The organism is Gordonia sp. (in: high G+C Gram-positive bacteria), assembly GCF_012515855.1.
Classification (GTDB): domain Bacteria; phylum Actinomycetota; class Actinomycetes; order Mycobacteriales; family Mycobacteriaceae; genus Gordonia.
The window spans coordinates 1-20,894 of sequence record NZ_JAAYXO010000085.1 but is presented as its reverse complement, the minus strand read 5'-3'; the positions used below and the strand labels follow the sequence as shown (position 1 = coordinate 20,894).

Genomic DNA, 20,894 nt, shown 5'->3' with positions numbered 1-20,894 from the left:
TCACGACGGTCGGGGTGGCGTGTCCCCGGAGCTCCGACTCCACATGAGGATCGGGACGATCGCCATCGCCACCACGCCGCCCGCCACGGCGAGCGTGCCGAAGCTCGTCGCCGACGCGACGACGCCGGACGCCACGCCGGCGCCGGCGCCCGCGAGAGCGATGAGAACGTCGACCGATCCCTGAACGTGTGCCCGTTCGGAGACTGCGGTCCCGTCGACGATCAGTGCGGTGCCCGCGATGAGACCGAAGTTCCAGCCCAGACCCAGCAGCGCCAACGCGAGAATCAGCAGGGCGAGCGAGTCGGCGGGCGCCAGGGCGGCGAGCACCCCGGCGAGCAGCAGGGTGACCCCGCCTGCCAGTGCCATCGCGGTGCGGCCGATGCGATCGACCAACGCTCCGGTCACCAACGACGGCAGATACATCGCGCCGATGTGCACGCCGATCACCAGACCCACCTGCCCCAGCGAATGGTCGTGGGCGCGCATGTGCACCGGCGTCATGGTCATGACGGCCACCATCATGATCTGGGTCAGCACCATCGCCGAGGCCCCGGCGATCACCGCGCGCGACCTGAACGGCGACCGTTTCCCGACGGCCGGACCGTCGTCGGACTGCGGTTCGAGGGTGCGTGCCAGCAGATAGGGATCGGGGCGCAGCAGCGCGATCAGCACCGCGCCCGCCGCGAGGTAGGCGACGGCGGCGAGCAGGAACGGTCCAGCGAGCGCCGGTATCCCCAACGCCTCGGCCAGTCGTCCGAGCGGCTCGATCAGATTCGGCCCGGCGACCGCGCCGAGCGTGGTCGACACCAGCGCCACGCTCACCGCCCGTCCGCGTTGTTCGGGGGTCGCGAGGTCGGTGCCCGCATACCGCGCCTGCAAGTTGCTGGCGGTCCCCGATCCGTAGACGACGAACGAGACGAACAGCAGCGGGATGCTCCCGGTCACGGCGGCCACGACGACGCCCACGGCGCCGAGCCCGCCGGCAGCGAAGCCGAGGCCGAGTCCGAGCCGTCGGCCGCGACTCTGCGTGAACCGTCCGATGAGGTAGGCGGCCAAGGCCGAACCGAGAGTGAAGAGCGCGATCGGAAGTCCCGCGAGGCCGTCGCTCCCGAGCATGTCGGCCGCCAGCAGCGCGCCCACCGCGACGCCCGCGGCCAGTCCCGCTCCGCCCATCACCTGGCTGGCGACGACGACGCGCAGCGTCCGCCGCTGGACGGCTTCGATCGAGGTCATGCGAGAAGTCTAGAGATCGCCGGCAGGCGCTACACCACCGTCAGCGGCAGCGGCCTCGACGGACCGCGATCGGCGAAGGCGAACGACGACCCAGCCGAGAAGCGCACGATCGCCACCTCGCCCGACTCGCGCTGGGGCTCGCCGCGCGCGATCGAGACGACCAGCTCATCACCTTCGACGACGGTCTCACCGACGACCCACGTCTCGTCGACCGCACGTGCGGCCGATTGCAGTGCGTCGACGCGTCCCTGCGACAGCAGGCGCAGCCAGGCGCCGTCCTCGACCGCGGGCGAACTACGCGGGATCCGGACGCGGACCTGGTCGCCGACCGCCTCGGCCACCACTCCGGTGTACTGAACCGGCCCGAACACCGGGTGCACGGTCAGCACGTCGGCGAGGGTCGCGGCATCGGAACGGCCGTCGAACAGCGCGGCCGCCAGACGCTCGGCGGTGATGCCCGCGATGCCGATGAGCTGCTTCTCGAGGATGTCGTCGGCCGCATCGGGATCGGTCCGACGCAACACCGACATCAGGAAGCCGAACGCCAGGAGTTGGTGCTGCAGCGCGGCCTCCTCCGCGATCCGCACCAGCGCCGACGACGAGAACTCACCGAACTCCAGGTCTTCCGTCAGCGGCCCCCGATAGTCGCTGCGACCGTCGCCTGCCGTCGGGTCGATCGCGCTGAGCTCGATGGTCGCAGCCCGGGTCTGCAACGTCGGTTCGGTGACCTTCGGCAGCGGCAGTTCGTCGCGATCGGGTTCGATCGTGACGGTCCACTCGCAGTGCGGCGTGCGGTCGACGGGCATGCGCGGCGGTCGGTGCACAGGTCGGATCCGAGCCCGACGGTTGGTGGCGATGGCGGTGGCGTCGAAGGTCGGGTCTTCGATGTCGTGGCACATCGCGGTCACGTACTCATCGCCCATCGGCTCCACGTCGAGCAGCGCGCCGCAGTGATCGAGGACGAACGAGCCGTGGTACTTGTCGGTGATCGAATACCGGAAGTCCATGAACTGCGGCGGCGCGCCGATGTCGAGCTGAAGGCACTTGAACATGTCCTCGACACCGTCGCCGTCGATCCCGAGCGCGTCCCGCATCCGGCCGGTGTAGACCGGGCTGGCGGCCATCCACTCCTCGATCGCGACCTGCGTCATGCCCTCGCGCCCGAACGCCGAGATCAGGTGGGCCATGCCGGAGCGGTCGATCAGCTGGCCCGACAGCAACGACTCCGGGACCAGCGCGGCCAGCTGGTCGTGCGTCAAATGATGCAGGGTCACGGCAGCGTCCACAGGCCGACGGGTGCCTCGCCGAGCGGATACCAGCCGGGCAGGTTGCCGGGCGCCGATTTCTCGATCCGCTTCAACATCCCGTCGCTGCACGCCTGGTTCGTCAGCATCTCCAAGAACAGCGCGGAGACGTTGCCGAAGTCGAAGAAGTCGCGCTGCCAGCTGAACTGGAAGTCACCCGCATACCGGAACCAGCTGCCGCCGATGCCGTGCACGCCGTAGTGCGTCCCGTCGGCTCGCGTGCCCTCGTTGATCTGTCGCCACAGTCCGATCATGTCGCCGGTATGCTCGTCGATCACCCACGCCTGGTACGGGTACTCCCAGCCTTCGAGGCCGTCCATCTCCTGGCCGAGCGCGAGATCGCGGATCTCGTCGCGCCCGACGGCCATGAAGTCCTTCTCCGGTCCGTAGTTCCAGCCGTAGGTGGCGTCTTCGGTGTAGAACTCGGCGAGCGGCTTCCAGTCACCAGCTTTCTCGGCTTCGACGTTGGCGTCGAGCCAGCGGCGCTTCATCTCATCGAGTTCGGCACGGTCAAAGGGCATGTCAATCCTCCACGATCTTCAGGGCTTGGGTTGGGCAGTAACGGACGGCGGCCTCGACTTCGGCGCGCCGGGATTCATCGAATTCGGGTTCAAGGATCGAGACCGAGTCGCGCCCGGCCTCGAAGACGTCGGGTGCCTCCATCTCGCACATCCCGTGGCCTTGGCACAGGTCCAGGTCGACGACGACGCGCATCAGGACTCTCCGGCGAAGGACTCTGCGTCGACCCGACGCTGATAGCTCACCCGACACGGCTGCTGAAGCTGAACGACCATCTTCGAGTGGTCGTTGCGGTAGCTCTCGGGGTCCTGGGCGAGGGAGAATTCATAGTTGCGCAGCAGCACCGAGAAGATCGCTTTGAGCTGCATCATCGCGAACTGCGCGCCGACGCAGCGGTGCCGGCCGGCTCCGAACGGGATCCACGTCCAGCGGTTGACCAGGTCTTCCTGCCGGGGCTCTTGGTAGCGCGCGGGATCGAAGGAGTCGGGATTCGGAAAGTCCTCGGGCAGGCGGTTCGAGACGGCCGGCGAGACGGCGATCGACTGGCCCTTGCGGACCGTGACGCCGCCGACCTCGAAGTCCTCCTGGACCAGACGCATCAAGATGATCAACGGCGGATGCAGCCGCAGGGCCTCCTTGATCGCGCCTTCGAGCTTGGGGATCTGCCGCATGGCCGCGAAGCTGTACTCGATTCCGTCCGCGTAGATGGCGTCGAGCTCGTCGGTCACCTCCGCCAGGTACTCCGGATGCTTCAGCAGCTCGATCAACGTCCACGCGGCGGTGCCCGACGTGGTGTGGTGCCCGGCGAACATCATCGAGATGAAGATGCCGGTGACGGTGTCGGGGCTGAACATCTGCGAGCCGTCGTCGTTCTTCAGCGAGACCAGCACGTCCATCAGGTCGCGGTCGCTGTTGTCGGCGGGCGGGTTGGCGATCCGACCGTCCAGGACGCCCGCGATGAACTCCACCAGTTCCTCGCGCGCGGCGTCTCGACGACGGAAGCTCTCGATGTCGGCGTGCATGTCGACGTACGCGATCGGGTCGGTACCCTTCTCCAGCTCGTGGTACAGGTGCGCGATGTGGGCCGACAACTCCTCGCGGAACTTGCGACCGATCAAGCACGACGACGAGGTGTACAGGGTCAGTTCGGCGAAGAACTCGAGCAGGTCGATCTCGCCCTCGTCGCCCCAGTCGGCGATGATCCGCTCCACCTCGTCGGGGATCGTCACCGCGTGCTGCTTCATGTGCGAGGCTTTGAGCGCCTGGTTGTGCAGCATCTCCGACCGCCGCTCCGGGCTGGTGTCGAAGACGACGCCCTCGCCGAAGATCGGCGTCATGAACGGGTACGCGGCGCCCTGATCGAGCACCTCGTCGGGTGCTCGGAAGAACTCCTCGTTGGCGGCGGCGCCGCTGACGAGGACCACCTCGCGGTCGGCGAGCTGGAACATGCCGACCTCTCCGTGCTCGTCGCGCACCCGCTGGAAGAGGGCGATCGGGTCGGTGGCGAGCTCGTCGAGGTGGCCGTGTTGGCCCTCCCCGCCGGAGACCCGGAGGGAGGTGGTGGACGTCGTCGAGGTCATGCTGGGGCTCCTTCGTTCTGGGGAGTCGGTGCGATGAGTTTGCCTTCGGCTTCGACGTCCACCGAGCGCATGTGCGCGCCGGGCGGCATCGAGACCATCGCCATCACGGCGGCGGCGAGATTCTCGGGCCGGAGGAAGTGGCCGTGGCGAGCGAGGCCGAACTTGATCCAGTCGTTCAGCATCGACTCGGTCTGCTTCTGGTCGAGGTTCATTCCCATGCCGGTGAGGGTCTGACCGGGGCGGACCAGACCCGACCGCACGCCGGTGCCCTCGAGTTCCATCCCGATGGTGGTGGCCAGACCTTCGATGCCGAACTTGGCGGCGACATACGCCGACGACCACGGGCGCGGATTGGCGACGACGTCGGAGCTGATGAAGACGATGTCGCCGCGACGACGCTCGATCATCGCCGGGGCCACCGCGCGGTAGACGCGATAGGCGCCGACCAGGTGCACGTCGATCTGCGCCGCCCACTCCGCGACCGGCATCTCGTGTGCGAGGCCGATCTGCAGATCGCCCGCCCCGGTCACCACCACTTCGAGCGGACCGAGTGCCGCTTCGGCCGCGGCGACGGCGGCGCGCACCGACTCGTCGTCGGTCACGTCGAGCGCGACCGCGACGGCCTCGCCGCCGTCGGCGACGATCTGCGCGGCGATCTCGGCGCACTTCTCCACGCGCCGCGCGCCGAGTGCCACCGGATATCCGGCCGCACCGAGGGCGCGGGCGGTCGCTTCACCGATGCCGGAGGAGGCGCCGGCGACCAGGGTCGGACGGCGTTCGGGATGGGGTTGGAACTTCATCGAGCCTGCACTTTCATCGGGAGGGAGGCGAAGCCGCGGACGTTGACCGAGTGGACCCGTTCCGCCGCCTCGAGATCGACCTCGAAGTCGGACACTGTGCGTGCGATCTCAGCGAGCCCGAGCTCCGCTTCGAGTCGCGCGAGGTGTGCGCCCAGGCAGAAGTGCGTGCCGAGCCCGAACGAGAGGATCGTGCGATCGCTGTCGCGACCGATTCGGTACCGATCGGCGTCGGGGCCGAAGACTTCTTCGTCGCGGTTGGCCGAGCCGATCAGCAGCAGCACCCGATCGCCGGCCGGAATGGTGAAGCCGCCGTACTCGACGTCCTCGACCACTCGTCGCAGCAGCATCTGGGTGGAGGTGTCGTAGCGCAGCGTCTCCTGCACCCAGTCCTGCACGCTCTCCACCGCGTCGGCGCCGTCGCCCACCGCGGACAGGATCTGCGCCAGCTGGTCGTGGCTGCGGTGCGCCCAGTACACGGAGTTGGCCAGGAGCTTGGTGGTGGTCTCATTGCCCGCGACCACCATCAGCATCATGAAGCCGATGATCTCCTGGTCGCTCATCATCGTGAGCTCGCCGTCGTCGTCGCGGATCTCGGCGCCGATGAGCGCCGAGACCAGGTCGTCGCCGAGATTGTTGCGACGGTCGGCGATGAGGTCGGTGTAGTAGCGGTGCAGCTCGAGGTAGGCGGTGATCGCCGCCTGGGGCACGTCGGTGACGCCTTCTTCGCGGTGGATCAGCAGATCCGACTGCGTGCGCAGGTAGGCGCGGTCGTTGGGACCCACCCCGAGGAGCTCGGAGACCACGTCCATCGGGAGCAGCCCGGCGAAGTCGTGGACGTAGTCGAACTCGCCCATCTCGAGACAGCGCGCCCAGTGCTGACGGGTCAGTTCCTCGATCCGCGGCGCCAACTCGCTGACGCGGCGCGGTGTGAATCCCTTGGAGACCAGCTTGCGCAGGCGCAGGTGACGGGGGTCGTCCATGGCGAGGAAGCTCATCGCGTACTCGGCGTTCTCGTTGTACGACGCCGGGTCCATCGAGACGCCCCAGCTGTTCGACAGCCGGATGTTGTCGCGGAAGGCGTCGGTGACGTCGTGGTGCCGGGCCAGCGCCCAGAAGTCGCCGTCCGTGTTGCGGTACACCGGCGCCTGCTCGCGCAATCGCGCGTACGTCGGGTACGGGTCTTCGTGGAAGTCGTAGTCGTAGGGGTCGAACGGAATCGAGCCCTGCATGCCGTCGGCAACGGTTGTCATCGTGTGCGTCATCCCATCAACAGTGCGGCGGCTGCAACCAGCCGCTCGGACGTGGCTTCGTAGGTCAGATGGCCCATTCCCGCGGTCACCAGTCCGCCGGCGTAGAGCATCTGCAGGGCGTCCACCACCCGTTCGTGATCCGGATGATCGGTGCCGACGGCCACGCTGAGGCGATCGTGGATGAACCCACCGATCCGCCAGCGGAGGTGTTCGGAGTCCGGGTCGCTGCCCAGCAGCGCGACGGTGACCGCGCCGCCGAGCTGGCCCTCGCCCGCGACCACCATCGACACCCCGCGCAGCACCTGTGCCACCCGCTCGGCGGCGGGAAGCGAGAGATCGGGCTCCGGAACACCGGCCGCCAATCGACGCCAGAACACCTCCGCAACCAGGTGACTCTTGGAGCTGAAGTAGGTGTACGCGGTGGCCGGGGCGACCCCCGCGCGCTTGGCGACGTCGCGCACCGTGAGGGCGTCGAAGCCACCGTCGGCGAGGATCTCGACGGCCGCGTCGGCCATCTTGGTGATCTTCTCTGCCTGCTGCGGGCTCAGGCGTCGGCGAGTGGATTCGACCGCGACCCCGGACGTATTGGTAGTGGACATGTGACGCACGCTACTCTACGGTTGAATCGAAGTCCAGACACTTGTCCAGATGGAGTTCCGAGAATGACTCGACCAGCCACCGCCCCACCCAAGCCACTCCGCCCTGCGATCGCCAGCGACCTCCTGGTCGACGGCGCTCTGATCCCCGGATCCGGCGGAACCTTCGACGTGATCAACCCGGCGACCGAAGAGGTGATCGGCCAGGCCGCCGAGGCCACCGCCGCCGACATGGACGCGGCCATCGCGGCCGCCCGCCGCGCCTTCGACCACACCGACTGGTCACGCGACCACGCCTTCCGAGCCCACTGCCTGCGTCAACTCCGGGACGCCCTCCTCGCGCACACCGACGAACTGCGCGAGCTGACCGTCGCCGAAGTCGGCTGCCCCAGCTTCCTCACCCACGGCCCCCAGCTCGTCGGACCGATCACCGACCTCGGGTACTTCGCCGACCTCGCCGAGAACCACACCTGGACCGTCGACCTCGGCGAGGCCAGCCCGATGGGAATCAAGAACCGCCGCGAACTGCGCTCCGAAGCGGTCGGTGTGGTCGGCGCCATCACCCCGTGGAACTTCCCGCACCAGATCAACTTCGCCAAGATCGGTCCCGCGCTCGCCGCCGGCTGCACCGTCGTCCTCAAACCCGCGCCCGACACCCCGTGGAGCGCCGCGCTGGTCGGCAAGGTGATCGCGGAGGAGACCGACTTCCCGCCCGGCGTCATCAACATCGTGACCTCCACCGACCACGGCCTCGGCGCACAACTCTCGACCGACCCCCGTGTCGACCTGGTCTCGTTCACCGGCTCCACCGCGACCGGCCGCGCCGTGATGGCGGCCGCCGCACCGACCCTCAAGAAGGTGTTCCTGGAACTCGGCGGCAAGTCGGCGTTCATCGTGCTCGACGACGCCGACCTCGCCGCCGCCTGCAACATGGCCGCATTCTCCGTCGTGACCCACGCCGGCCAGGGCTGCGCCATCACCACCCGGCTGCTGGTCCCGCGTGAGAACCTCGCCGAAGCGATCACCCTCACTAAGAACGCCATGGCAGGCCTCGCCGCCGACGATCCGACCAAACCGGGAACCATCTGCGGTCCGCTGATCTCCGCACGCCAACGCGAACGCGTGGAGGGCTACATCCAACTCGCGCGCGACGAAGGCGGCGTCATCGAGACCGGCGGTGGTCGTCCCGGCGCACACGACCGCGGCTTTTTCGTCGAACCGACTCTCATCTCCGGCCTCGAGAACTCCGCGCGGGTGGCCCAGGAAGAGATCTTCGGGCCGGTGCTCGTGATCCTTCCGCACGACGGCGATCAGGACGCGATCAACATCGCCAACGACTCGCCCTACGGCCTCTCCGGCGCGGTCTGGGGCACCGATCCCGACCGCATCAACGCCGTCGTCGACGGCGTCCGCACCGGAACCATGGGGGTCAACGGCGGCATCTGGTACTCCGCCGACGTGCCGTTCGGCGGCGTCAAGCAATCGGGGATCGGGCGTGAGATGGGGATGGCTGGGTTCTCCGAGTATCTCGATACCAAGGCTGTTGCCGTGCCTGTCTTGTGATTCGTTTCGTTTGTTGCGTTTCGGTTCCTTGTTGCCCGGGGGTGGGCGGGATGGTTACTCCTCGGCAGTCCTCGCTCCTCGGCTAGCGCCTCGTCGCTGCGGAGAGCTCGTCGCAACCATCCCGCCCACCCCCTGTTTCGTTGCTTCGCTCGTTTCGCTCCCCGCTTCGTAGTCCGTTCGTTTCGTTGGCAGTTGCGATCCCAGCCGCTGTATGTCGATTCGGCAGGTGGTCGCGAAGCAGCCGGTTGTGCGGGGCTCGGGCTGTGATTGCCGAGCTCTCCGCAGGGACGAGGCGCTAGCCGAGGAGCGAGGACTGTCGAGGCAACGCAGCCCGAGCCCCGCACAACCGGCGGACACCCGCCCAAAAACCACACACCCACAGAAAGAGGAAGACATGAACAGATTCGAAGGCAAGACCGCGATCGTCACCGGCGCGGCAGGCGGGATCGGCGAGGCTTATGCGCGCGCGCTCGCGGCCGAGGGCGCGTACGTCGTGATCGCCGACGTCAACGACGAGGCCGGCCGGGCGGTCGCCGACTCGATCGGCGGGATGTACGTGCACACCGACGTCGCCGACCCCGACTCCGCGGCAGCGCTGGCCAAGGCCGTCGTCGATGAGCGCGGCAAGATCGACGCGCTCGTCAACAACGCCGCCATCTACGGCGGCATGAAGCTCGACTTCCTCACCACCGTGCCGTGGGACTACTACAAGAAGTTCATGAGCGTGAACCTCGACGGCGCACTGAACGTGACCCGCGCCTGCTACACCCACATGCGGCACGGGGGTGCCATCGTCAACCAGTCGTCGACCGCGGCCTGGGTGTACAGCGGCTTCTACGGACTGGCGAAGGTCGGCGTCAACGGCCTCACCCAGCAGCTAGCCGTGGAACTCGGCGGCCAGCGGATCCGCATCAACGCCATCGCGCCGGGCCCCATCGACACCGAGGCGACGCGGTCCACCACGCCCACCGAGATCGTCAAGGACATGGTGTCGAAGCTGCCGATGGGCCGGATGGGCACGCCGGAAGATCTCGTCGGCATGTGCCTGTTCCTGCTGTCGGACGAGGCGTCGTGGATCACCGGGCAGATCTTCAACGTCGACGGCGGTCAGGTGATCCGTTCATGACGGACACCCCTCTGCGCCTCGGTTACATCGGGCTGGGAAACATCGGCGGTCCGATGGCCGGGCGACTCGCCGAGGCCGGCCCGATCACCGTCTTCGACGTCGCCACAGAGGCCGTCGCCACACTGGTGGCGGCGGGCGCGACCGCGGCCGGGAGCATCGCCGACCTCGCCCGGTCCAGCGATCTCGTCAGCATCTGTGTGCGCGACGACCAGCAAGTGCGCGACGTCGTCGGCGAGTTGCTCCCCCACCTGGCGCCCGGAGCGTTGATCGCCGTGCATTCCACCATCTCGCCGGAGACCGCCGCGGAGCAGGCGGTCGTCTGCGCCGAGCAGAACGTGATCCTGCTCGACGCGCCCATCTCCGGGGGAGCGCCCGGCGCCCAGCAGGGGCGCCTCGCCATCATGATCGGCGGCGACCGCGCCGCTTACCAGCAAGCCAAGACCGCACTCGCTCCCGCAGGCGACATGATCGTCCACGCAGGCGAGAAAGCCGGCGACGGAACGCGGATGAAGCTGGCACGGAACCTGCTCCACTTCGTCTCGTTCGCCGCCACCGCCGAGGCGTCCCGACTGGCCGAGGCCGCGGGCATCGACATCGCCAAACTCGGCAAGGTGGTGCGCCACACCGATGCGATCACCGGCGGAGCGGGCGCCATCATGCTGCGCGACACCACCGCGGCCATCGATCCCGACGACTTCTGGTACGGCGTCTTCACCCACGTCCGCAGTCTCGGCGAGAAGGATCTCGGTCTCGCACTCGACCTCGCCGACCATCTGGGCGTCGACCTCCCCCTGGGTCGTCGAGCCCGCATCGACCTGGCCGCCGGACTCGGCGTGCCCCACACCAGTCAAGGAGCCTCATGACTTCCCAACAGCCCGGTGACGACGCGTCACCGATGACCGACCAGCGCCGCAAGGGCCTGAAGACGATGTCCGAGGTCTACGGATGGGAGATGGCCGACGGTCCCGGCGACTTCTTCGCGCACACCGCCGATCAGGTCTTCGGCGAGGTGTGGAGCCGCGAAGGCCTCACCCACCGCGACCGTCGGCTGCTGCTACTGGGCGCCCTCGCCGCGAACGGACAGGTCGACATCGCCGAGATCCAAGCGGGCGCCGCCCTGGGCAACGGCGAACTCACGCCCGAGGAGCTGAACGAGATCGGCCTGTTCCTCTGCTACTACGTCGGCTGGCCGCTCGGGACCAAGATGACGATGATGTTCGGTGAGCAGATCAAGAAGCACCGCAAGTCTGTGCAGTGACCACAGCGTGCAATCGTCGCCGACCACCCGGACTCGTAAGGTGACCGCATGGACTTCCGACTGACCGACATGACCGACGCGGAGATCGAACAGGAGCTCAGCGTCGTCGAGCCCCTCGCGAACTCGGTGCGCGAACTCATCGATGCGGTGATCCGCACCGAGGTGGACGACGACCGTCTGAACGCTGCCCGCGAGCAGATCGAGGCCGTCGTGGAGTCGCTGCGCGAGCAGCAGAAGCCGGGCAGCTACGGCGTTCCGTTCACCAAGACCCTGCACGGCATGCCGTACGGGAACGCGGCGGTCGGGGCGCGCAACGCCATCGCGCCGCCGCTCCGGATCGAGCACCACCCGGACGGCAGCGCGACCAGCGAGGTGACTCTCGGCGCCGCGTACGAGGGTCCCGCCGGGCTGGTGCACGGCGGCGTGTCGGCGATGCTTCTCGATCAGTTGCTCGGCGAGGCGGTGAGCGTCGGCAACGGAACGCCCTGCTTCACCGGCACGCTGACGGTGAAGTACCTGCGCCCGACGCCGCTCGGCCCGCTGAGCCTCAACGCGGTGACCACCGGGAACGAGGGCCGCAAGTTCTTCGCTCGCGCGGAGCTCTGCGACGCCGAAGGCCCCACGGTGGTGGCCGAGGGCATCATGATCTCGCCGGCGAATCATCCCCGCCACGAGGAGATCAAACGCCTCCGGGCCGAGCTGTCCGAGTAGGCCCGGGGCCCCCGAGTAAGCACTCGTTCAGGGGTTCCGCGGACGGCGTTTCGTCCCACAGGTAGCGTCGGGTCCATGTGCGACGATCACGATGTGAAGCCCTTCTCGGACGCCGAGGCCGACGCGGTCCGCAGCCGCTGGCAGGAACTCGGCCTGCCGGGCCTGATCGATGTGCACACGCACTTCATGCCGCGTCCGGTGATGGACAAGGTGTGGGCCTACTTCGATTCCGCGGGACCGATGCTGGGCCGGGAATGGCCCATCGCGTACCGCGCCGATGAGGAGAAGCGCGTCGAGGTGCTGCGGTCCTTCGGCGTGCGCGCGTTCTCGTCGATGATCTACCCGCACAAGCCAGACATGGCGAAGTGGCTCAACGGGTGGGGCATCGAGTTCGCCGCCGAACACCCGGACTGCCTGCAGACGGCGACCTTCTATCCGGAGGAGGGCGCGACCGAGTACGTCGCCGAGGCCATCGAAGCCGGCGCGGCGATCTTCAAGTCACACATCCAGGTCGGGGCGTACTCGCCGATCGATCCCCTGCTCGACGGAGTGTGGGGGCAGATCGACGACGCCCAGATCCCGGTGGTGATCCACTGTGGATCCGGCCCGGCGCCGGGTGAGTTCACCGGACCCGACCGCATCGCGACGCTCCTCGATCGCTTCCCTCGGCTGCCGCTGATCGTCGCGCACATGGGGATGCCCGAGTACGCGGAGTTCCTCGACTTCGCCGAGCGCTTCGACAACGTCCGGCTCGACACCACGATGTCGTTCACCGATTTCTCCGAGGAGGGCGCTCCCTTCCCGAAGGACCTGATGAAGCGGCTCGGCGACCTCGGCGAGAAGGTCCTCTTCGGCAGCGACTTCCCGAACATTCCCTACGGGTACACGCACGCCCTCGACGCGTGCGCGCGTCTCGGGTTCGGCGACGACTGGCTGCGCGCCGTCTTCCACGACAACGCCTCGAAGCTGTTCGGCATCAGCTGACGCCATGCTGGTCGATTCGACGATCGTCCGCGACCTGCGAGACATGGGCGCTGCGGCCGCCTCAGCCGAGGCAGCCGGATACGACGGCATCTGGACGTTCGAGGGCGCGCACGATCCGTTCCTCCCGCTGTTGTTGGCGGCGGAGCACACTGAGAACGTGCAGTTGGGCACCTCGATCGCGGTTGCCTTCGCGCGGAATCCGCTGACGCTCGCGACCATCGGCTGGGATCTGCAGGCGTACTCGGGCGGTCGATTCGTGCTCGGCCTGGGCACTCAGATCAAACCGCACATCACCCGCCGCTACTCGATGCCGTGGAGTCGCCCGGCCGCCCGGATGCGCGACATGATCGCAGGCATCCGCGCGATCTGGGACAGCTGGGAGAACGGCAGTCGGCTCGACCACCGCGGGGAGTTCTACCAGCACACGCTGATGCCGCCGCTGTTCCGACCCGACGCGGCGCAGGTCGACGGCTTCGGTCCCCCGCCGATCTGGTTGGCGGGCGTCGGGCCTGCGATGACCCGAGTCGCGGGTGAGGTGGCCGACGGGTTCCTCTCCCATCCGCTGTGCCCGCCGGAGTTCCTCCGTGACACCACCGTGCCCACACTCAGATCGGCGGCGACGCAGTCCGAGCGTTCGATGCCTGCGATTCACCATTCCGCCATGGTGATCGTCGGCCACGACGCCGCTGCGCGCGCCGAGGCACGCGAGGCCGTCCGCAGGCAGATCGCGTTCTACGGTTCCACTCCCGCGTATCACCCGGTCTTGGAGTCGGTCGGCTACCGCGACATCGGTCCACGACTGCACGAGCTTTCGCGATCCGGCGACTGGACCGCAATGGCGACGTTGGTCGACGACACCCTCGTCGACGCGATCGCGGTGACGATCGACGGCCCCGCCGCCGGAGCGGCCGATCTGTTGTCTCGGTATGGCGACCTGGTCGACCGGATGGGACTGAACACCCCGTATGCGGCCGATCCCGAATTGCTGGCTGAGGTCGGATCGGCCGTGCGACGGAGCTGATCAGTCGCCCCGGTCTCGATATCAGGCGGGTTCGCTACGCTCACTCGCCGACTCGACCAGCAAGATGATCGAGTGCCGCTGCGGCGCCAACTCGACCAGCAAGATGATCGAGTGCCGCTGCGGCGCGAAGCCCGCAACGGCGTATCGAGATCCCCCGGCACGCGGTCGCCCCGGTCTCGATATCAGGCGGGCTCGCTACGCTCACACGCCTACTCGACCAGCAAGATGATCGAGTGCCGCTGCGGCGCGAAGCCCGCAACGGTGTATCGAGATCCCCCCTGCGCGGTCGGTCCGGTCTCGATTTTGAGCGGGCTCGCTACGCTCACTCGCCTACTCGACCAGCAGGGGAGGCACCCCCGCTACGCTCGCTCGCCTACTCGACCAACAGGGAGGGCGCGCTCGCCTACTCGACCAACAGGGGAGGCATCGGCCGCCGGCGCCGTCAGCCCTCCGACACCCGCACGACGGCCTTGCCGCGCACTCGACCCTCAGCGAGGTCGGTGAGCGCTTCGGGCAGTTGCGCCAGCTCGTAGAGGTGGTTCACCGGGGGACGCATGCCTTCCGTGACCAAGCGAACGATGTCCTCGTGCAGCTTGCCCGGAACCTCGGGGTGCGTGCGGATGTACTCGCCCCATGCCGCGCCGACGATGGAGACGTTGCGGAACAGGACGCGGTTGAGCTTCACCGTCGGGATGCCGCCGGCCGCGAAACCGATGACCACAAAGCGGCCGTCGGGCGCGACCGCACGGAGGGCTTCGTCGAACACGTCGCCGCCGACGGGGTCGATCATCACGTCGACGCCGTTTCCGGTGAGTTCGAGGACCTTGTCCTTCCATCCGTCGGTCAGCTGCACCACCTCGTCGGCGCCGAGCCCGCGCAGCATCTCCTCATTGCCGGTGCGGTGCACCACCGCGACGACCTTCGCGCCCATCGCCTTGGCCACGATGATCGACGCGACGCCGATGCCGCCCGCCGACCCGAGGACTCCGACGGTCTCCCCCGGCTGCAGGTTGGCCCGCGTCTTCAGAGCGAACAGCGCGGTCTGGAAGTTGATGCCGAGCGCCGCGCCCTCGTCGAACGTCAGCGCATCCGGCAGCGGGAACAACTGCTGCTCGACCACGGCGATCTGCTCACCGAAGCCGCCGAGCATGGAGGCGACCACCACCCGATCTCCGACGGCGAACGCTCCACCCTCGGGAGCGGAGCTGACGACACCGGCCACCTCGGTTCCGGGGGTGAACGGCAGCGGCGGTCGGAGTTGGTACTTGCCCTGGCTCATCAGCAGGTCCGGGAAGCAGATGCCGCACGAACGCACGTCCACCAGGTACATCCCCGGATGCTGCTCGGGATTCGGAATGTCTTGCAGTTCCAGCCCTTCCGGGCCGGACTCGGTCACGATCACCTGTGCTTTCATACCTCCTACCGTAACTGCCGGACAGCTGTCTATACGATCGATTCATGGCATCGACCTCCCCCTCGCAGGGCCTCTCCGACCACCGTTTGCGCGTCGCCGACGAGGCACCGGGCTTCATGCCGATCGACGAGGCGCGCGCACTCCACGACATCGCGGCTCGCTATCTGTCGCAGACCGACTCGGTCGGCCTCGGAGTCGAGATCGGCACCTACTGCGGCAAGTCGACCGTCTTCCTCGGCGCTGCCGCCGAACCGGTCGGCGCCTTGGTGGTGACGGTCGATCACCACCGCGGATCCGAAGAGCATCAGCCGGGTTGGGAGTACCACGACACCGCGCTGGTCGACGAGCACAGCGGACTCCTCGACACGGCTGCGCGTTTCCGCCAGACGATCTTCGACGCCGAACTCGAGGCCACGATCCTCGGCCTGCTCGCGCCCTCGACCGCCGCAGCACAGGTCTGGGGACGAGAGGTGGACTTCGTCTTCATCGACGGCGGGCACTCGATGGAGGCCGCGCAGAACGACTACGACGGCTGGGCCCGGTGGGTGCGCCCCGGCGGCGCCCTCCTCATTCACGACGTCTTTCCCGACCCGAGGGACGGCGGCCGACCGCCCTACGAGATCTACCGGCAAGCGCTCGATTCGGGTCGGTTCGTCGAGGAGTCGGTGCACGGCTCACTGCGGGTGCTGAACCGCGTCGCGTAGCCCGATCGGACAGCGCACAACGTCAAATCTGTGCCACCTTCGGCAATCGGGTCCGCCCTCGTCATCCATGGTGCGGATAGAAAGCGCCGAGTCAGATCGGTGATGAAGTTCACGAATCTGGTCTTTTCATGATTCAGATCACGTTAGATTCCCAGGGTTGGCCGACTCGGACATTCCTTCCGAGTCAGTTGATCCGCACAGCACCGCCACAGGGCGGCGGCGCGGACCTCACCGAAGGGAATCTCGTGAAAGTAACCTCACCCCGAATGCGTCGACTCCGCGCCGCCGGCGCGGTCCTCGCGGCAGCGGCGGTCCTCGGCAGCGGACTGACCGCCTGCGCGTCGGACGATTCGTCGTCCGACACCACCGGCGCGACCGTCGAACTGTCGGCGAACCCGGCCACCGGTCCCGCCATCAAACTCGGCTTCATCACCCCCGAGGGCGGCGCGGTCAGCCTGCCGGAGGTCCGCCAGGCGGGCGAGGCCGCGGTGAAGTACCTGAACGAGAACGGCGGCGGCATCGCGGGCCACAAGATCGACCTGGTGGTCTGCAAGGAGCAGGAGGAGCCCGCGTCGGCCACCAAGTGCGCCAACCAGATGGTGGAGCAGAAGGTCGCCGCCGTCGTCTCGCCCTTCACCTCCACCGGCGCGGTGATTCTGCCGATCCTGTCCGGTGCCAATATCCCCTACATCTCGATGGCCCCGGTCTCGCAGGCCGAGATGGTCTCCCCGATGTCGTTCATGCTCTCGGCCGGCACGCCCGGAACCCTGATGGCGATGGCGACGCAGGCCGCCAAGGACGGCGTCAAGAAGTTCGCCGTCATCATCGGTGACACCGGCGACGCAGCCGCCTCGGTCAAGGCCCTCGGCGAGCCGATGTTCAAGCGCGCAGGCGTCGAATTCGACGTCATCACGGTCCCGACGTCGATCGCCGATCCGACGCCGAACATCACCGCCGCGATCAATGCGAACAAGCCGGACGCGATCAACATCCTCGGCGATTCGCGCCAGTGCATCACCGCGCTCAAGGCGCTGAAGACCGTCGCACCGGACATGAAGAAGTACCTCATCTCCACCTGCTTCGACCAGCAGGTCGTGGAAGCCGTCGGCGTCGACACGATCGCCGGATCCACCGCGATCTCGACCGTCAACCTCGACGACGACGCCGACGAGTCGGTCAAGATCTACCGCAGCGTGATGGCCCAGTACGCTCCCGAGGCCGACGCCCGCGGCATCGGCTACCTCGGCTACCAGGTCGTCATGGCGATGCAGGGAATCGGCAACAAGCTGCCGGCCGCCGAGGTCAGCTCCGCCGACTTCACCAAGGCACTGCGCGAAGCCACCGACGTTCCGATCCCGGCCGCTCCGGGCCTGACGTTCACGTGCAACGGCAAGGCGATGCCGCAGCTGCCGAGCCTGTGCAGCAAGGCCGCTCTCGTCAGCAAGATCTCGTCCGAAGGCAAGCTCGTCGACAGCGTCGTCGTGAACAAGGACTGACAACAGCGCACGAACCAGTGGGGCATATCGGGGGCTGCCGTGATCGGCAGTCCCCGATGTGCTTCCCCGGCTTAATCCCCTTCGCCTCCCGAGGACACCAATGACTTCCGTTTTCGCATACCTGCTGCTGGGCATGGGCAATGGCGCCGTCTACGCCGCCCTGGGCCTGGCACTGGTGATGACCTACAAGAGCTCCGGCGTGGTCAACTTCGCCACCGGAGCCGTCGCGCTGTACGCGGCGTACACGTTCGCCTACCTGCGTCACGGCGAGTTGCTGGTCCCGATACCCGGCCTCAAGTCCACCATCGACGTCGGCGGCCCGTGGTCGGTGCTGCCCGCCCTCGTGGTGGCCGTCGTGCTGGCCGCCGTGGTCGGCGTGATCGTCGAACTCCTCGTCTTCCGGCCGATGCGCACCGCTCCGGTGCTGGCGAAAGCCGTCGCCTCCATCGGTGTGATGCTGGTGCTGCAGGCGCTCATCGCGCTGCAGGTCGGCTCGGACACCCCCTCGGTGGCACCGATCTTCAAACAGTCGACGATTCGGATCGGCGACGCCGTGGTTCCGACCGACCGCCTGTGGCTGGCCGCGGTGATCATCTCGCTGGCCGTCTGCGCGGGCCTGGTGCTGCGATACACCCGCTTCGGCATTGCGACCGAGGCGTCGGCGGAGTCGGAGAAGGGCGCGCTGCTGACCGGTCTGTCACCGAACAAGATCTCGGTGGCCAACTGGGCGCTGTCGTCGGCCACCGCGGGTATCGGCGGCGTGGTGATCGCGCCGATCGTGCCGCTCAATCCCATCGCGTACACGATGTTCATCGTGCCCGCCCTGGCCGCCGCACTGGTCGGCGACTTCGCCAGCATCGGCGTCACCGTCGCCGCGGGCCTGGCGATCGGGATGCTGCAGTCGGAGTCCACCTACCTGCAGTCGGTGTGGGACACCCTGCCCGATGCGGGCTTGGCCGAAGCGATTCCGCTGATTCTGATCCTCGGCTTCCTGCTTCTGCGCGGTCGACCGCTCCCCGGGCGCGGCGCCATCTCGACCAGCGACCTCGGGCGGTCGCCCCGGCCGAAACGGATTGTCGTGCCGGCGCTCATCAGCATCGCGATCGCGGTGGTCGCACTGGTCGCCACCACCGGCAGCCTGCGCCTCGCGGTGATCTCGTCGACGATCTTCGCGATGATCGCGCTGTCGCAACTGGTGGTCACCGGATATGCCGGACAGGTCTCCCTCGCCCAGCTGACGCTGGCCGGGACCGGGGCCTTCGCGCTCAGCCGGTTCGGCGTCAACATGGGCCTGCCGTTCCCGATCGCCCCGCTGCTCGCCGCCGTGGTCGCCATGGTCATCGGCGTTGTCGTCGGGCTGCCTGCGCTACGCGTCCGCGGACTCCCGCTGATGGTCGCCACCCTGGCCCTCGCGGTGTTCGCCGAAGCCTTCTGGTTCCGCAACCCCAGTTTCAACGGCGGCATCGACGGCGCGCCCATCGAGAACCCGACGCTGTTCGGTCTCGATCTCGGCATCGGTGCGGGCGACGGCTATCCCCGCATCGCCTTCGGCCTCCTGTGTCTGGTCGTCCTCACCCTGACGGCGTTGGCCGTGGCGGCGCTGCGCCGCAGTCGGCTCGGCGCGTCGATGCTCGCGGTCCGCGCCAACGAGCGGTCGGCGGCCTCCGCCGGAATCAATGTCGGCACCACCAAGCTGGCCGCCTTCGCGATCGCCTCGTTCATCGCGGGCCTCGGCGGATCTCTCCTCGCCTACCAGCAGACCCTCGCGGCCTCGGCGTCGTACATGGTGTTCAGCGGGATCGCCCTGTTCGCCGTCATCTACATCGCGGGCGTCACCTCGATCACCGGATCCATCCTCGCCGGTCTGATGGCGCCGGGCGCACTGATGTACTTCGCGACCGACCGGTGGCTCAGTTTCGGCGACTACTACATGCTCGCCAGCGGCGTACTCCTCATTCTGACGGTGGTCACCAGCCCCGACGGCATCGCCGGCCGCCTCACCAACCTGCGCCCGGCCAAGCACTCGGAGGTCGAGGTCTCCCGTGGCACCGACGCGGTTCCAGACGCCGACGTCCCCGCCCGAACCATCGGCGAACCCGTTCTCACCGTCGATCAGGTGAGCGTCAAGTACGGCAACGTGACCGCCGTCGACAACGTCTCCTTCGAGCTCCGCGCGGGCGAGATCGTGGGCTTGATAGGCCCCAACGGCGCGGGCAAGACCACGTTGGTGGACGCCATCTGCGGATTCGTTCCCGCCACCGGCAGGGTGACCGCCGGCGACGTCCGCCTCGACGGGATGTCGCCGCACCGGCGGGCACGCGCGGGTCTCGGGCGTACCTTCCAGGACATCGAACTGTACGACGACCTCACCGTCGCGGAGAACCTGAAGGTCGCCGCGGGCCGCAGCCCGGACGGTGCCGCCGAGCACGCCCTGGAACTGCTCGGCATCACCGACCTGGCCGACGTCGCTGCCGCCGACCTGTCCCAGGGGCAACGCCAACTCGTGTCCCTGGCTCGAGTGCTCGCCGGCGAACCTCGCGTCGCACTGCTCGACGAGCCCGCGGCCGGCCTCGACACCGCCGAGAGCCAGTGGCTCGGCGCCCGACTGCGCGCCGCGCAGACCTCGGGCACCGCGATGCTGTTGATCGACCATGACATGGACCTGGTTCTCGGCGTGTGCGATCGAGTGATCGTCCTCGATCTCGGGGCGGTCATCGCCAGCGGTACACCCGACGAGATTCGGACATCGGACAAGGTGGTCGAGGCCTACCTCGGCTCACCGCTCGCGACGGCAACGACGGAGGCCCAGAAGTGAACGTTCTCGCATGCGAGTCCCTCTCGGCCGCACGGATCGCAGGCAATCCGTGCGTCCACGCCGTCGACCTGACTGTCGACAAGGGTGAGGTGATCGCCCTGCTCGGCCCCAACGGGGCGGGCAAGACCACGCTCCTGGAGACCCTCGCCGGCCTTCTCCCTCGCGAGTCGGGCAAGGTCGTCCTGGGCGGCGCAGACCTGCCGTCGGGCAATCCGCGCGCAGCGGTCCGCGGCGGACTGGTGCTGGTTCCCGACGACCGGTCGCTGTTCCGCAAGCTGACCACCGAGCAGAACATGCGGTTGGCGTGTCGCGCACGGGGCCGCAAGGCGGCAGCCAAGGAGATGGAGGTGGCGCTCGACTACTTCCCCGCCCTGCGCAAGCGGATGTCGGTGGCCGCGGGCCAACTGTCGGGTGGCGAGCAGCAGATGCTCGCACTCGCCCGCGCGCTGCTCCAGCAGCCCGACGTCCTACTGATCGACGAGCTCAGCATGGGCCTCGCACCGGTGATCGTCGAGGCGAT

Annotated in this window: 20 protein-coding genes; 11 read left to right on the top strand and 9 right to left on the bottom strand. The window is 68.0% G+C overall.

The window, feature by feature from the left end; all coding sequences use genetic code 11:
• The 8 genes from GX543_RS06470 to GX543_RS06435 are packed head-to-tail and all read right to left on the bottom strand — an operon-like array spanning window position 1 to window position 7,285.
• Complete coding sequence (locus GX543_RS06470; protein WP_290850688.1) at window positions 1–1,233, bottom strand: MFS transporter; 1,233 nt, start codon at window positions 1,231–1,233, stop codon at window positions 1–3.
• A 29-nt stretch (window positions 1,234–1,262) separates the two neighbouring features.
• Window positions 1,263–2,507 carry a hypothetical protein gene (locus tag GX543_RS06465; protein WP_290850686.1) on the bottom strand — a complete coding sequence of 415 codons (1,245 nt, stop codon included), beginning with the start codon at window positions 2,505–2,507 and terminating at the stop codon, window positions 1,263–1,265.
• Window positions 2,504–3,058 (bottom strand): nuclear transport factor 2 family protein, encoded by a 555-nt coding sequence (locus tag GX543_RS06460; RefSeq protein WP_290850684.1) that lies wholly within the window; start codon window positions 3,056–3,058, stop codon window positions 2,504–2,506. Before GX543_RS06460 ends, GX543_RS06465 begins: the two co-directional genes overlap by 4 nt.
• Before the next feature lies 1 nt (window position 3,059).
• A complete protein-coding gene (locus GX543_RS06455) occupies window positions 3,060–3,251 on the bottom strand; it encodes a ferredoxin (RefSeq protein ID WP_290850683.1) in 192 nt (63 codons plus the stop codon).
• The gene (locus GX543_RS06450) at window positions 3,251–4,636 is read right to left on the bottom strand and encodes a cytochrome P450 (protein WP_290850682.1); all 1,386 of its coding nucleotides are present in this window, start codon (window positions 4,634–4,636) and stop codon (window positions 3,251–3,253) included. Before GX543_RS06450 ends, GX543_RS06455 begins: the two co-directional genes overlap by 1 nt.
• Window positions 4,633–5,436, bottom strand: coding sequence for an SDR family oxidoreductase (locus GX543_RS06445; RefSeq protein ID WP_290850680.1), 804 nt, complete (start codon window positions 5,434–5,436; stop codon window positions 4,633–4,635). The genes GX543_RS06450 and GX543_RS06445 overlap by 4 nt, the downstream gene beginning before the upstream one ends.
• Window positions 5,433–6,686 (bottom strand): cytochrome P450, encoded by a 1,254-nt coding sequence (locus GX543_RS06440; RefSeq protein ID WP_290850677.1) that lies wholly within the window; start codon window positions 6,684–6,686, stop codon window positions 5,433–5,435. The genes GX543_RS06445 and GX543_RS06440 overlap by 4 nt, the downstream gene beginning before the upstream one ends.
• A gap of 8 nt (window positions 6,687–6,694) precedes the next feature.
• Entirely contained in the window at window positions 6,695–7,285 is a 591-nt protein-coding gene (locus GX543_RS06435; RefSeq protein WP_290850675.1) for a TetR/AcrR family transcriptional regulator, read from the bottom strand.
• Between the two features lie 63 nt (window positions 7,286–7,348).
• Here GX543_RS06435 and GX543_RS06430 point away from each other — a divergent pair, with 63 nt between their 5' ends.
• The 7 genes from GX543_RS06430 (at window position 7,349) to GX543_RS06400 (ending at window position 13,945) form a co-directional block, all read left to right on the top strand.
• On the top strand, window positions 7,349–8,845 hold the full coding sequence (locus GX543_RS06430; RefSeq protein ID WP_290850673.1) for an aldehyde dehydrogenase: 1,497 nt from the start codon (window positions 7,349–7,351) through the stop codon (window positions 8,843–8,845).
• A 394-nt stretch (window positions 8,846–9,239) separates the two neighbouring features.
• Window positions 9,240–9,971, top strand: coding sequence for an SDR family oxidoreductase (locus tag GX543_RS06425; RefSeq protein ID WP_290850671.1), 732 nt, complete (start codon window positions 9,240–9,242; stop codon window positions 9,969–9,971).
• Entirely contained in the window at window positions 9,968–10,834 is an 867-nt protein-coding gene (locus GX543_RS06420) for an NAD(P)-dependent oxidoreductase (protein WP_290850669.1), read from the top strand. The genes GX543_RS06425 and GX543_RS06420 overlap by 4 nt, the downstream gene beginning before the upstream one ends.
• 32 nt (window positions 10,835–10,866) lie before the next feature.
• On the top strand, window positions 10,867–11,229 hold the full coding sequence (locus tag GX543_RS06415; protein ID WP_290850712.1) for a carboxymuconolactone decarboxylase family protein: 363 nt from the start codon (window positions 10,867–10,869) through the stop codon (window positions 11,227–11,229).
• 48 nt (window positions 11,230–11,277) lie between these two features.
• Complete coding sequence (locus tag GX543_RS06410) at window positions 11,278–11,940, top strand: PaaI family thioesterase (RefSeq protein WP_290850668.1); 663 nt, start codon at window positions 11,278–11,280, stop codon at window positions 11,938–11,940.
• Window positions 11,941–12,015: 75 nt separating this feature from the next.
• Entirely contained in the window at window positions 12,016–12,924 is a 909-nt protein-coding gene (locus GX543_RS06405; RefSeq protein WP_290850666.1) for an amidohydrolase family protein, read from the top strand.
• A gap of 4 nt (window positions 12,925–12,928) precedes the next feature.
• Window positions 12,929–13,945, top strand: a complete 1,017-nt coding sequence (locus tag GX543_RS06400) for a TIGR03617 family F420-dependent LLM class oxidoreductase (protein WP_290850664.1) — start codon at window positions 12,929–12,931, stop codon at window positions 13,943–13,945.
• 442 nt (window positions 13,946–14,387) lie between these two features.
• Here GX543_RS06400 and GX543_RS06395 read toward each other — a convergent pair whose 3' ends face one another.
• On the bottom strand, window positions 14,388–15,359 hold the full coding sequence (locus GX543_RS06395) for an NADPH:quinone oxidoreductase family protein (RefSeq protein ID WP_290850662.1): 972 nt from the start codon (window positions 15,357–15,359) through the stop codon (window positions 14,388–14,390).
• Window positions 15,360–15,403: 44 nt separating this feature from the next.
• On the opposite strand from GX543_RS06395, the gene GX543_RS06390 reads away from it, so the two are divergent.
• The 4 genes from GX543_RS06390 to GX543_RS06375 all read left to right on the top strand — a co-directional run.
• Window positions 15,404–16,063 (top strand): class I SAM-dependent methyltransferase, encoded by a 660-nt coding sequence (locus GX543_RS06390; RefSeq protein ID WP_290850660.1) that lies wholly within the window; start codon window positions 15,404–15,406, stop codon window positions 16,061–16,063.
• A gap of 266 nt (window positions 16,064–16,329) precedes the next feature.
• Window positions 16,330–17,559: an ABC transporter substrate-binding protein gene (locus GX543_RS06385; protein WP_290850659.1), complete on the top strand. Its 1,230-nt coding sequence runs from the start codon at window positions 16,330–16,332 to the stop codon at window positions 17,557–17,559.
• A 100-nt stretch (window positions 17,560–17,659) separates the two neighbouring features.
• Window positions 17,660–20,374, top strand: coding sequence for a branched-chain amino acid ABC transporter permease/ATP-binding protein (locus GX543_RS06380; protein ID WP_290850658.1), 2,715 nt, complete (start codon window positions 17,660–17,662; stop codon window positions 20,372–20,374).
• Window positions 20,371–20,894 (top strand): ATP-binding cassette domain-containing protein (locus GX543_RS06375; protein WP_290850656.1); only part of this gene is annotated, 524 nt, incomplete at its 3' end. The genes GX543_RS06380 and GX543_RS06375, both read left to right, overlap by 4 nt.